The organism is Thalassotalea euphylliae (genome assembly GCF_042682785.1).
Lineage (GTDB): Bacteria > Pseudomonadota > Gammaproteobacteria > Enterobacterales > Alteromonadaceae > Thalassotalea_F > Thalassotalea_F euphylliae.
In genome coordinates, this window is record NZ_JBHUIB010000003.1 from 59,646 (window position 1) to 72,128 (window position 12,483).

General features: G+C 43.5%; 10 protein-coding genes. 2 read left to right on the forward strand and 8 right to left on the reverse strand.

Annotated features, from left to right (window positions below; genetic code table 11):
* Positions 1–184: 184 nt before the first annotated feature.
* The 5 genes from ACFSJY_RS07425 to ACFSJY_RS07445 form a co-directional block, all read right to left on the reverse strand.
* Entirely contained in the window at positions 185–1,042 is an 858-nt protein-coding gene (locus tag ACFSJY_RS07425; RefSeq protein WP_386032832.1) for an AraC family transcriptional regulator, read from the reverse strand.
* 33 nt (positions 1,043–1,075) lie between these two features.
* Positions 1,076–1,573 (reverse strand): SRPBCC family protein, encoded by a 498-nt coding sequence (locus ACFSJY_RS07430; RefSeq protein WP_386032834.1) that lies wholly within the window; start codon positions 1,571–1,573, stop codon positions 1,076–1,078.
* A 112-nt stretch (positions 1,574–1,685) separates the two neighbouring features.
* Positions 1,686–2,690, reverse strand: a complete 1,005-nt coding sequence (locus tag ACFSJY_RS07435; RefSeq protein ID WP_386032836.1) for a zinc-binding dehydrogenase — start codon at positions 2,688–2,690, stop codon at positions 1,686–1,688.
* Positions 2,691–2,703: 13 nt separating this feature from the next.
* Complete coding sequence (locus ACFSJY_RS07440; protein ID WP_386032838.1) at positions 2,704–5,868, reverse strand: efflux RND transporter permease subunit; 3,165 nt, start codon at positions 5,866–5,868, stop codon at positions 2,704–2,706.
* 20 nt (positions 5,869–5,888) lie between these two features.
* The gene (locus tag ACFSJY_RS07445; RefSeq protein ID WP_386032840.1) at positions 5,889–7,055 is read right to left on the reverse strand and encodes an efflux RND transporter periplasmic adaptor subunit; all 1,167 of its coding nucleotides are present in this window, start codon (positions 7,053–7,055) and stop codon (positions 5,889–5,891) included.
* Positions 7,056–7,162: 107 nt separating this feature from the next.
* Between ACFSJY_RS07445 and ACFSJY_RS07450 the strand changes: the two genes are divergently transcribed.
* The gene (locus tag ACFSJY_RS07450) at positions 7,163–8,143 is read left to right on the forward strand and encodes a LysR family transcriptional regulator (RefSeq protein ID WP_386032842.1); all 981 of its coding nucleotides are present in this window, start codon (positions 7,163–7,165) and stop codon (positions 8,141–8,143) included.
* Between the two features lie 33 nt (positions 8,144–8,176).
* On the opposite strand, the gene ACFSJY_RS07455 is transcribed toward ACFSJY_RS07450, so the two are convergent.
* Complete coding sequence (locus ACFSJY_RS07455) at positions 8,177–8,524, reverse strand: hypothetical protein (protein WP_386032844.1); 348 nt, start codon at positions 8,522–8,524, stop codon at positions 8,177–8,179.
* Between the two features lie 481 nt (positions 8,525–9,005).
* Between ACFSJY_RS07455 and ACFSJY_RS07460 the strand changes: the two genes are divergently transcribed.
* Positions 9,006–9,815 (forward strand): glucose 1-dehydrogenase, encoded by an 810-nt coding sequence (locus ACFSJY_RS07460; protein WP_386032846.1) that lies wholly within the window; start codon positions 9,006–9,008, stop codon positions 9,813–9,815.
* Between the two features lie 73 nt (positions 9,816–9,888).
* On the opposite strand, the gene ACFSJY_RS07465 is transcribed toward ACFSJY_RS07460, so the two are convergent.
* Together ACFSJY_RS07465 and ACFSJY_RS07470 are read right to left on the reverse strand one after the other, a co-directional pair.
* Positions 9,889–10,977, reverse strand: coding sequence for a glutathione S-transferase (locus ACFSJY_RS07465; protein WP_386032848.1), 1,089 nt, complete (start codon positions 10,975–10,977; stop codon positions 9,889–9,891).
* A gap of 181 nt (positions 10,978–11,158) precedes the next feature.
* Positions 11,159–12,448 carry a DsbA family protein gene (locus ACFSJY_RS07470; RefSeq protein ID WP_386032850.1) on the reverse strand — a complete coding sequence of 430 codons (1,290 nt, stop codon included), beginning with the start codon at positions 12,446–12,448 and terminating at the stop codon, positions 11,159–11,161.
* Positions 12,449–12,483 lie beyond the last annotated feature (35 nt).

The following is a 12,483-nucleotide window of genomic DNA, read 5'->3' on the forward strand; positions in this document are numbered from 1 at the left end:
AGATGCACGACCTGTGAGAGTGCAGGTTACAGAGGAGTCTGTTGGTCTTTTTGATATTTCTTGCTGACTTGCAGTTTTGCCGGCGAGTTGAGCAAAGATTTACGGTTTGCTTTGCAGCGCTATTCATAAAAATGCCCGCATGTGCGGGCGTGTGTTATTTAGAAACAAGCTAGGTTTACAGTGCTTAAGCGGACTTAGGGGTTACCGGAATATTGAGGTAAATTTTGTTGTTTGGATCGGCGTTGTTAAAGCTAGCTGGCAATAGTTCAAAGTCAGGTTTATCTGCATATTCATAACGACTTTTAGGTAACCAACTCCCCCATATATAGCGAAGTGTATCTTCAAGTTTTTCAATAGGCCCTACGTGGGTAAACCTTGCATACGTTTGTGCATCTAATTCACGGGTAATAAGGCCATCGGGCACATTATCAAAATTGGCCACTTGTGCAGAACAGATATAGGTGAAAGTTGTGCCTTCTTCTTGCTCCTCATAACTTTCATAGATGCCAAAAAAGTCCGTGCCTACACGATTAGGAATGCTATCTCGGTATGGTCGAAAGGCCGACCATAGCTTTGGTAGGCTCAAGTCGCCGTCGTCGTATTGCGTTGCAATACCAACAATTTTCATTGCCGGTTGGTCGATGATTTCTGGCTCCATGCTGATACTGTTCTGTAAGAAGTCCATGTCCTGTTCTGAGAACGGCTTTTTGTATAGCAGCCTGAAAGGTTCATTAATCTTGCGATATTGTGCAGGGGTCATGTTAAATAACGCTTTAAACGCACGGGTGAAAGCCTCTTGTGAATCAAATTGGCAATCTAGCGCAAGAGTTAATATGCCCACGTCTTCAGTGAGTAAGCGTTTAGCCGCTAACGTTAATCGTCGTTTACGCAAATATTCTTTCGGGGTATCGCCAACCAATGCTTTAAATATCCTACTGTAATGATATGTGGAATAGTGAGAAGCAGCAGCGATTTCATGGACACTGATTTTGTCGTGTAAATGCGCTTCAATGTACTCAATACTTTTAAAAAATCGCTGCATGGCTTCTTCCTTTAATATTTTGGTTTGTATGCATTACGCGTTAGCGTGATTAACTGATAGCGTTGTCGATTCAGCATACTGTTTTAACCCCTGTAGTAGTTTGCCAAATGCAACCGGGAATATCAGCCTTAACAACGGATAAAAGGGAAAGGCAAACCATTTGAGCTGCGGTGACGCAACCCAGGTAACTTCACTTTTCTGTTTGCCAATCGACTTAACTTGCATGTGAACATTGTTTTGCTTAATCGGGACAATGGCAGGGTTATTGACGGGTAGCACATCAAACGTAAGGCTTTTATCTTGCTCGCTGAAATGCGTGATAATTTCTTTAACTTTCGCACCATTAGGGTTGTCACTTAAATCGCATATTCGACCTTCCATTGGAGCGCCAGCTTTGCTTTGACCTTCGCCTAAAGCAGTTGAGTTAGGTATAGGCCCCATCCATAAATGTGCTTTGTCGAATTGATGGGCAATTAAATGCCACACTTGTTCCGCTGACTTTTCAATAATGACTTTTTTTGTAACTTGCATAGTAGCTCCAGTATTGCCCGGATTCTTGAGGGCGTTGTTAACCTTGATGGAGCTACTGTACAAAATGCAGGAAAAGGTTTTTTGATATTTCTTGCGGTGTTAGTGCGCTAATTTACGACGCGATTTTTACTACTTGTTTCCCAAACAGACCACCAGCTAACTGGCGGTGCATAGCAGATGTTACTTCTTGGGATTCAAAAGGGATTTCAATCACATCTGGCAGCTTTAGTTGCTTTTTCGTGACTAATTCGAGTAAGCAACTGCCTTTTAATCCTAACTTATGTTGGGCACACATATCGTTTGATAACCAAGCACCGCCTAATGAAATGACATGAATAGACGGGGCTTTGGTAAACATTAGATCAGGATCAAGCTCAGGTAGGCTATTTAAACAGGCGATACTACCGTTGAATTTCAACAATTCAATATCTCGGACAGTGACGTCGCCACCAATAGAATCGAGCACTTTATCAAGGCGCTCATGTCCCAGTGTTTCTCTAATGTCGTCTACCAAGTTGTCACTTTTGTAGTCGAACACAAAATCAGCACCTAAGGTTTTTAAAAAGTTGTGGTGCTGTTTTGATGCAGTGGTATATACGGTTAAGTTGTTAATTTTCGCCAGTTGAATAGCAAACTGACCCACAGCACCAGCGCCTGCTTCGATCAAAATTTTGTCGCCTGCTTGCGCTGATAAAGTACAAATTGACAATGCGGCGGTCATACCGGCACAAGGAATTGTTGCCGCGTCTGCTGACGCAATTTCGTCAGGGACAACAGCAACGGCGTGGGCATCGATTACGGCGTACTCTGCCAACACACCTTGTTTGGTCAGGTCTGAATGCCAGATAACACGTTCACCGAATATAGGGCTATGTTCGTCGCCACTTGCAACTACTTTACCGACACCATCAAGCACAGGAATATGCGGGTATTGCCATTGACTGTGGCCTGATAAAGCCAATTTTGTGTCAACGGGGTTTAGCGCTGCATATTCAACTTTAATGAGCAACTGTCCCTCTTTGGGCTCTGGTACCGGCACTGACATTTCTGTCAGTGCAAAGTCCTCTCCAGCATGCTCTAGCACTAGTGCTTTCATTGTGTCTGGTTTTACAAACATAGTCGCTGTTTACCTAATTCCTAACGCTATCTTCTGTCTTAGTTTCTAGACGATCTTTCTGTTTTGTTACCAGCATATAGAATACTGGCGTAAATAACAGTCCGAAAATTGTTACGCCTATCATGCCAGAAAATACCGCTACACCCATAGCTTGGCGCATTTCTGCTCCGGCACCATTAGCAAGCACTAGTGGAATAACCCCAGCGGTAAATGCGATAGAGGTCATTAAAATAGGGCGCAAACGTAATCTACACGCTTCTAAAATAGCCGCGAATGGAGATTGACCGCCGTCTTGAATTTCTTTGGCAAATTCCACCATTAAAATAGCGTTTTTACAAGCCAGTGCTACCAATACAATGAGCGCAATTTGCGTAAAGATATTGTTATCGCCACCGATTAACGCAACGCCAGCGAGAGCAGAGAATATCGTCATGGGCACGATTAAAATAATCGCCAATGGTAAGCGCAGGCTTTCATATTGTGCCGCGAGTACAGTAAATACAAGTACGACTACCAGCGGGAAAATATACACCATGGTATTGCCCGCTAATATTTGCTGATAAGTGACCTCTGTCCACTCATAAGCCATGCCTTTAGTCAGCGTTGCTGACAACACTTCTTCGATAGCTTGCTGTGCTTGGTCAGAACTGAAGCCAGGCGCTGGGCTTCCGTTCAATTCTGCACTTGGGTAGCCGTTGTAGTGCATGACGCGATCTGGGCCGGTATTTGGTGTTACCTCGACCACGGCACCTAATGGCACCATTTGCCCAGCAGCGTTACGCACTTTTAAGGCTAATATTTGCTGTGGATCCGCTCTGAAGTTTGCATCTGCTTGTGCGTTAACTTGATACGTTCGGCCAAATAAATTGAAGTCGTTAACATATAGCGAACCTAAATAGACTTGCAGTGCATCAAATACTTCATCCAAAGGAATACCAAGAATAAGCGCTTGCTCTCGGTCTACCTCAATATCCATTTGTGGTACTTGTATTCTGAATGTTGAATATAGCCCCATCAATTCTGGACGTTTTTGTCCTTCAGAAATAACAGTCTGCAGGCTGTTGAATAACGCTTCAAAACCTTGATTACTTCTGTCTTCAATTTGCAATTTAAAGCCACCGGTTGAGCCTAAACCTTGAATAGGCGGAGGTGGGAAAATCGCAACAAAAGCTTCGTCAATAATCGAAAACTGTTGGTTGAGCTTAGCAACAATAGCGTTTGCAGATAACTGAGGGTCTTTACGTTTGCTAAAGTCATCCAAGGTAACAAAGACTATGCCGCTGTTCGGGCTATTGGTGAAGCCGTTAACGGATAAACCTGGGAATGAAACGGTATCTGCGACACCATCGGTGTCTAATGCAATTTGCTCCATTTCCTTGATGACAGCTTCGGTGCGATCCAAGCTCGACGCATCTGGTAACTGCGCGATCGCAACAAGGTATTGCTTGTCTTGCTGAGGAATAAAGCCACCTGGCACTGCGTTGAACAATGCGCCAGTACCACCAACAAGGGCGATATAAAGTACGAATACAATCAATGAAAAACGGATTAACTTTTTAACGATAGCTTCATAGGCGTTGGCACCTTTGTCGAACAAACGGTTGAACGGATTAAAAATAAAGCGGCTTAGACTCTTGTCCAAAGTACGTGTTAGCCAATCTGGCTTTTCTTCTTTGCCTTTTAACAGAAGCGCGGAAAGTGCAGGCGATAAAGTCAGTGAGTTAATCGCTGAAATAATCGTTGAAATGGTAATCGTCAACGCAAACTGTTTGTAGAATTGGCCTGATAAGCCGGTAATGAATGCAGTAGGAATAAATACCGCACAAAGCACAAGGGCGATAGCGATAATCGGGCCTGTAACTTCTGTCATCGCTTTTCGTGTCGCTTCTAATGGCGTTAATCCTTGGTGAATATTACGCTCGACGTTTTCGACGACTACGATGGCGTCATCTACGACTATCCCTATTGCTAACACTAGGCCAAATAACGAAAGAGTATTAATAGATACGCCAATCCACTGCATAATGGCAAATGTACCAATCAGTGAAACAGGTACAGCAATCAACGGAATGATAGATGCTCGCCAGGTTTGAAGGAAAAGGATAACAACTATAACCACAAGTACTATGGCTTCGAGTAAGGTCGCGATAACCGCATCAATAGAGCCACGTACAAACACCGTTGGGTCATACGCAATTTTATATTCGACACCAGCAGGGAAGTCAGCTGACAGTGTTTTCATGGTTTCGCGCACTTGGTCAGATAGCTCGATAGCGTTTGAGCCCGGGCGCTGGAAAATAGGCATGGCTACGGCAGGTTTACCATTTAATAGGGCGCGAAGTGCGTAGGTATTTTGCCCTAGTTCTACTCTTGCTACGTCTTTAAGGCGTGTAATTGCGCCATCACTGCCAACTTTGATCACGATATCGTTGAACTCTTCGATCGAGTTTAAACGGCCTTTCACGTTGAGCAGCACTTGAAACTCGTTATCAAGTGCTGTTGGTTGAGCGCCTAAAGAACCCGCCGCAACCTGACGGTTTTGAGATCGAATAGCTTGAATAACATCCATAGCCGTTAAATTTCGGGCAGCAACGGCTTCTGGATCAAGCCATACTCGCATGGAATACTCGCCGCCACCAAAGAGTTGAACATCGCCAACACCGCCTAAGCGAGCAATTTGGTCTTTGATATACAAGCTTACATAGTTAGATAAATAGCTGATTTCACGCGACTCGTCGGGCGAGTATAAGTGCACGACCATGGTTAAATCAGGTGACGCTTTTTCTGCAACCACACCCAATCGTTGCACTGTTTCAGGTAATCGTGGCAACGCACTGTTAACACGATTTTGAACCTGTACCTGTGCTTTATCCAAATCAGTGCCAAGAGCAAAGGTAACGGTGAGTGTCATACGGCCGTCACTTGTTGCTTGAGAGAACATGTAAAGCATATTCTCTGTACCATTAATTTCTTGCTCAAGTGGCGTTGAAACGGTTTCTGCTATGACTTTCGGGTTTGCACCTGGGTAATTCGCCGTAACAACCACTGTTGGCGGTACAACTTCAGGGTATTCACTTACCGGAAGTTGAAATAATGAAATAGAGCCGGCAATTAAAATAACCAGCGACAGCATTGACGCAAATATTGGTCGCTGAATGAAAAAATGAGAAAAATTCATAAGAACCTCGCGAACGCTAATTAGCGTGCTGCAATCGTATCGGTCGCTGCTGATTCATCTATGGTGAGCTTTACAGCAGATAAATCGAGCGTGACGCGACGCGGCGTAACAGGCATGCCAGGGCCAACTTTTGCAGGGCCATTGACGGCGATTTGGTCATCCAAGGTTAAGCCTTTATTAATAACGCGGAAATTACCATGACGCTCACCCACCTCAACCAACTTGTACTCCAAGACATTGTCGTTGCTTACGGTCAATACAAAACGGTTTTTTAAGTCAGTGCCGATGGCTCTATCAGGGATCAGAATTTTGTTACTAATATCACTTGAAGCAAGTTGAAGTCGTGCAAAGGCACCCGGCTTCAATGCTGCGTCTTCATTGCTAAAACTGGCGCGAACACGCAGGGTACCTGTTGATGGATTAATTGTATTATCGACAAAATCTACAAAACCGTGGTGTTTGACTTGCTTATTGCCCGTTAGGCTCAACGTCACAGGTAATGGCGTGTTTGACGTTACTTCACTAAATTCACTGTTCCAAGTGCGCTCATCAATATTGAAATAAGCGTACATTTCTTCATTCGCTATGATGGTCGTTAGTACACTTTTATTGGCAGTAACATTATTTCCACGGGTGATATCCGCGCGTGAAATAACACCATCGATAGGTGATTTTACCTCCGTAAACGTTAGGTCAAGCTTTGCAGCATCAAGTTGTGCACGAAGGGCGAGTAAATCGGCTTGACGCTGTTTGGTATCCGCGACTCTTGATTCCATTTGCTCTTCGGAAATGGCACTTCGCTTGCCCAAATTAACGGCGCGTTGTTCTTTACTTTGGGCTTGTTCAAGGGCTGCTTCAGCACTAGTGATTTCTGCTTTGAGCCTGGCAACTTCTGCTTGAAAGGGACGAGGATCGATCTGAAAAAGCACATCGCCTTTATTGACTTGTTGCCCCTCATTAAAAGAAATGTTGTGAATAACCCCCGACACGCGTGGCATTAAGGTCACAACTTCTGGTGACTCTAATCGAGTTGTATATGTGTGCCAGCGTTGTACAGCTTCATAAGCGACGGATGCAACATCAATTGCAGTAGGTGGTGGTGCGATAGATTGCTGTTCTGACTGAGGATTACAGCCACTTAATATAATTGCTGTGAGAACACTTAATACTGAAAATTTGTACTTCATAATACTTCTCCAAATTTGATGGGAAGTATTTTAAAAGTTTAATTGATGTTTAATAAGCATGTATAATTCAATTCACTGTTGCTAATAATGCACCAATAGGGCGTGATATGGATACGGCAAGTCGACTTTTACTTTTTCTTGATGTCACAGAGCGAGGTTCGTTTGCGAAAGTGGCTGAGCATCAAAATATTGATCGCTCTGTTGTTTCAAAGCAAATTGCAAAATTAGAAGAAGAGTTAGGTGTGCGACTACTCAACAGAACCACACGGTCATTCTCTATTACTGGTGCCGGCAATGAAGTGCTTCGTAAAGCGAAAGAGTTGAAGCTTCTACTAACAGAAACAAAGCGCCTTGCAGAGAATTATCACTCTGAGCCAAAAGGAACATTAAAAATAACCAGCAGTTATTCAATTGCTGAGCGAGTGCTTCAACCTGTTGTAAACGATTTTCAGCGCCGATTTCCACAAGTTACTATTGAATTGGTGATAACGGATAAGGTAATTGATATTGTCGGCGATGGCTTTGATTTGGCCTTTCGAGTGGGGGAATTGAAAGACTCTTCGCTTGTCGCCCGCTTTCTTGCCAGAAATCGGTTGTTATTGCTTGCTGCGCCGTCTTTTGTAAAGCGCTATGGAGACCCTCAAACAACAGCAGACTTGGCTAAATTACCGGCTGCTTGCTACGCCAGTGAATACATTCGAGCTGACTATATCGATTACTTCAATGAAGAAAATGCGTTAGTCAGGCTCAATATGCGAAGCAACTACTTTGCAAATGATATTGATATGATGAAACAGAAAGTGTTGGCTGGTGATAGCTACTATTTAGCGCCAGCATTTCATATTGATAACGAAGTTAATGCAGGCCAATTGGTGCCTATAATGCAGCATTTAAAATTGAAAGACTTTGCTGCTATTTATGCAGTGTACCCACACCGAGATTTACCATTACGAACGCGATTATTCTTCGATGCCGTCAAAGAATATATAGGTGAAAACCTCCCAGCATGGGAAGCAAACATACCAGGTTTTGAGGATATGTACGGCAATCCCACCAGAGATATCTGGCATCCAGATATAGGAGGCTAATGTTTCAAATTAGCCTCTGAAAGCTGCAATCAACTAGTCGAATACGTAGGGGCAACCACCAAAGTTATTCATGTCTTCATCCCAGCGCCAGACGTCATTCGCTCTGCGCCAAGCGCTGTGATAAAATTCCATCAGACACGAACCTTGTTCCAATTGAATAAGAATCGTATCGCCTTCATTCACTTTGTCATAATCGGGGTATGTTGACGTAGCCCCAAAGGTTAGGCCGCCTTTACTGCCGGCATACTCCTGCCAAAAAACTTCTACATTGCTACCTTTTTGATATTCAACGGTATGGGCTGTAGAGCCACTTTGTTGAGCACAAGCGGTGATTAACGGAGTACTCACTACTAACAGCGCAGTGCTAAATAATTTTTTCATTAAATCTCTCCTAAAGTTTGGGAAACTCCCAATAGGTTTAGTTATATTTATATATAAAAATGCGCATCGCGCTTGTTAAAGCTAAGAAAGGAATAACGACAATAATCTTTCAATTGAAGGCAATGTTTATGGTGAATTTAAAAGGCCCTTGTATTGAACCACGTATCAAATTAGGATGATGTCTCTCTTATTCATTTCTGTGAAGGAATTAAGGCCATGAACAATTCAGCCGAATCTTTTGCAGATCTCTTGCTTTAATTTAGCGCTCCGCTAAACAGCTTAGATCTCGCAAACATTACTATTATCTAGCGTTGCTGTTAGATGCTGATGTGTAGGCAGATCACTCCAACTATTAAAGACACCCTAAAGCCCAAGTTGGCTTGGATTCTATGCATACATGAAAACTTGCGCATCGCTAGTTTGGCTAAAATAACGGGTCGTTCAGCGATACATGACACGCTGGACGAAAAAAGGAACATGTATGAAACGACTTAACGGGAAAGTGGCGCTTATCACGGGCGCAGCACGAGGTATAGGTGCAGCTATCGCAAAACTTTTTGTTGCTGAAGGCGCCAAAGTGCTAGTGACCGATATTAATGATGTTTTGGGTCAAGACTTAGCAAGTGAACTAGGCGCACAAGCGCATTATTTACACTTAGATGTGGCAAAAGAAAGTGACTGGCATGATGCTGTCAGCTTCATTTCTTCAGAATACGGGCACCTTGATGTACTCGTCAACAATGCGGGAATTACCGGCTTTTTAGAAACCGATGGCCCTCATGATCCGGAAAGCTTTGAGTTATCTAGCTGGCGCAAAGTGCATCAAACCAATATTGAGGGTGTTGCTCTTGGCTGCAAGCACGCGATTTCAATCATGAAAGAAAAGCAGTCGGGTAGTATTATTAATATATCTTCCCGTTCAGGGTTGGTTGGTATACCAGGCGCTGCGGCCTACGCTTCGAGCAAAGCAGCCGTGCGAAATCACACTAAGTCAGTGGCGCTGCATTGTGCTAGTTATCAATATGGAATACGTTGCAATTCGGTACATCCTGGCGCGATTTTGACGCCAATGTGGGATGCCATGTTGGGTGAAGGAGAAGCGAGAGCCGTTTCAATAGAGCATGTGTCATCAGAGATACCGCTAGGTAGAATGGGTAATGCCGATGACGTCGCATACGGTGTACTTTATCTTGCGTCTGATGAGTCTAAATATGTAACAGGTATCGAACTCAATATCGATGGTGGCATTTTAGCTGGAGCTGCTGCCTCACCTAGTGCTAATGACGACTGATAGTGAAAGCCTTCGAAAAGCGAGCATCATGCTCGCTTTTTTATTAATAAGGCGTTAAGCCCATGCCAACACGTTAAATCCATACTAAGACATTGTGTTCACGTTTAACGGGAGCATCAATTTTTACGTCTAGCAAACCTTCTCCGTTAATCGATTTAAGAAATGTAGACTGCGCAGTTCGGTCTGCGTCTATTTCGCTCAAGGAAGACAGTACCCTTTGCAGTTTCCATTGTGAAAAGGGCGTCACAAGTCGTTTTCCTGTGGCATTGCCAAGCGTAAAAGACGTTTCACTAATTGCTCTGGGAATTGCTATGTCTCGGTTTTCACCTTTCCAGTATGCAACTGCTTCAGGCGTTTTTAGCATGTGCGTCAAAAAATCTTGGCAAAGTGTGTGAAGAATAGGTGTTAGTGTTTCAGGAATCTTGTCATCGGCTATCCATTCACCTACTGCTTCTGGTGTTTCATTCATTCGGGTAATCCAACGGACGACATTTGGTGCGATGCTATCCATGATAGCTTTAGGGGTTGGGTCAGTGTAGAGGTGAGCAGAAAGAGGGCCTATTAAGCCGAAATCACCAATAGAGGCTTTGTTACCAAGTAAGTAATTGTGCTCTGCGAAGTGGCAATCTAACTGAGGTAAAAGTTCTTTTTCGAACCAGTCTTCTAGTGCCGGTACAATGCTCGGGGTAATACCTATTTTCGGGACGAAGCCTCGAAATTTGATACCCACTTTTTTACCAATAAACTTTTGTAAAAATCGAGGCAAGTTAGGGAATACAGTTTGGCCAAATTGTTGATAAATATAGTCATCATCACCAACATTCCAGCGATAGTGCATAGCGGGTAATAACACCCATTCGTCACCAAACCACTCGAACAACTTAGCGACTAACAGTTGCTTTGGTGCAGATGGAAATACACTATTTTTGGGGTACGCCTTTTCAAGAAAGTCAATGATGTTAGCAGTATCTTGAATATATTCATTGCTAGGGGTTTTCAGCACTGGAATAAAACGCACGCCAGTATTCGGTAGGATAACTTTCTTGTACACACGGTATGTTGATAGAACCTCGTTAAACGGGATGTTTTTGTATCGAAGGTAGGCGCGAGCTTTTCCTGTATACATAGAAATTGGCGCACCATAGAGGGTATATGTCGACATAACGTGTGTCTCAATTATTATTTTATGTAATATTCCTGTTCAACATAAACTGAGAAAGCCCGAAGAGAAACAAGTTTTTGTTTTTGATGCTTTTCCCGACAAGGAAAGCTAGCGAATAAAAGCAAGAATAGCCAGGCAACAAATGCCTTTAGGCTTGAGCATTGAATTAGGACGCGTATCACTAGAGCTGTTCGGCGATGTGATTCTCGAGTATTTTTAATCTATCCTGTCCCCAAAAATGCATATTACCGTACCGAATAACAGGGACTCCCCAATAGCCAAGGGCGTTGAGCTCATCCATATTATTTTCAGTCATGCTATACCAAGCAGTGTTATCCAACTTTGTCTTGGCAACTTGCCAATCTAATCCGCATCGAGAGACTATTTTTTCTAAGCCCTTGTCTGTGTCTGCACGAATCCCTTCAGTGTTTACCCCTCGAGCAAAGCTTAATAAAAACTCGATAAGCTTGTTCTCGCTCTCGGCATACTCAACTAATGCATAGCATCGTTCAACCGCTGCCCCAAGTGGGTCGGCAACAAAGCCATATGAAAGCCCTAGCTTGTTGGCCTCACGTTTTGTGTCTTGAAAAATATAGAACTTTTTCGTGTCGGGGACCTGCATACCTCGCATTACCATAGGCATAACAGGTTTTATCACTAAACGTAGCTTGTAGTGCGCAGCCAATTGCACTGCACGCTCCAGCGCTATGTACGAATAGGGGCTGCGGGCTGACCAAAACAGGGTCAGTGGCTGAGGTTCAGCAAGGTATGTTTGCCTGTTGGCGCAAAAGCCCTTATAGGTGAGGTTGAATAACACCAACTCATTTGAAGACTTTGATAGTTTTTGTTCGATAAGCCGGCGTTCTAGGTGATCCAGACGATCAAGCCCCCAATACCATTCCCCTTCAAAGTAAAGCATTGCACCGAGGTAGTGGCCTTTCTTCGCCATTTCTAAGTGATTTTGTTTAAGCCTAAATTTGGCAGCCTCAATATCTAGAGGGGCTAAGTCTTCAAAAATTTCATTGTGCCAAAATGCGCGTAACAAATATCTCGCTTGTACGATGAATTTTGGTGAATCCTGGATACTCGCCAGACGTTCAGCAAATAACTGCATTCGAGCTTTATTGTCTAGCGCAATCGCAGCATGCATAGGGAAGTCCATGTCATAAAGCTCTGCAAGATTAAGAACATCTTTGAGTGCGTATTGCTGCAATAAGTCAGGTCTTGGGTACATGGCTTCATCAATATCCGTGATGACAACAAACTTGAATGCCACATCAAATCGTTTTGCTAGTGAAGGCAGTGCTTGGACAAGTAAATAGCTATATGGGTCGTCTACTCGTAAGAACACATTAATCGTTGGAACATCTCCCATTAAGAAGCGCGAAACAGCATGTATTCTTCTGCGTAGATACTTAAGCGTATCGCTGGACAGCAGTTTTAAGACATAAGGTTGAATGCTTTTTTTCATGTGTGATGACTTATAGCGAAAACTTCTGACTTTTT

Bases quoted from the DNA above. Each gene is read 5' to 3' on its own strand.
- ACFSJY_RS07425 (WP_386032832.1), bottom strand. From the start codon at position 1,042: ATGCAGCGATTTTTTAAAAGTATTGAGTACATTGAAGCGCATTTACAC.
- ACFSJY_RS07430 (WP_386032834.1), bottom strand. From the start codon at position 1,573: ATGCAAGTTACAAAAAAAGTCATTATTGAAAAGTCAGCGGAACAAGTG.
- ACFSJY_RS07435 (WP_386032836.1), bottom strand. From the start codon at position 2,690: ATGTTTGTAAAACCAGACACAATGAAAGCACTAGTGCTAGAGCATGCT.
- ACFSJY_RS07440 (WP_386032838.1), bottom strand. From the start codon at position 5,868: ATGAATTTTTCTCATTTTTTCATTCAGCGACCAATATTTGCGTCAATG.
- ACFSJY_RS07445 (WP_386032840.1), bottom strand. From the start codon at position 7,055: ATGAAGTACAAATTTTCAGTATTAAGTGTTCTCACAGCAATTATATTA.
- ACFSJY_RS07450 (WP_386032842.1), top strand. From the start codon at position 7,163: ATGGATACGGCAAGTCGACTTTTACTTTTTCTTGATGTCACAGAGCGA.
- ACFSJY_RS07455 (WP_386032844.1), bottom strand. From the start codon at position 8,524: ATGAAAAAATTATTTAGCACTGCGCTGTTAGTAGTGAGTACTCCGTTA.
- ACFSJY_RS07460 (WP_386032846.1), top strand. From the start codon at position 9,006: ATGAAACGACTTAACGGGAAAGTGGCGCTTATCACGGGCGCAGCACGA.
- ACFSJY_RS07465 (WP_386032848.1), bottom strand. From the start codon at position 10,977: ATGTCGACATATACCCTCTATGGTGCGCCAATTTCTATGTATACAGGA.
- ACFSJY_RS07470 (WP_386032850.1), bottom strand. From the start codon at position 12,448: ATGAAAAAAAGCATTCAACCTTATGTCTTAAAACTGCTGTCCAGCGAT.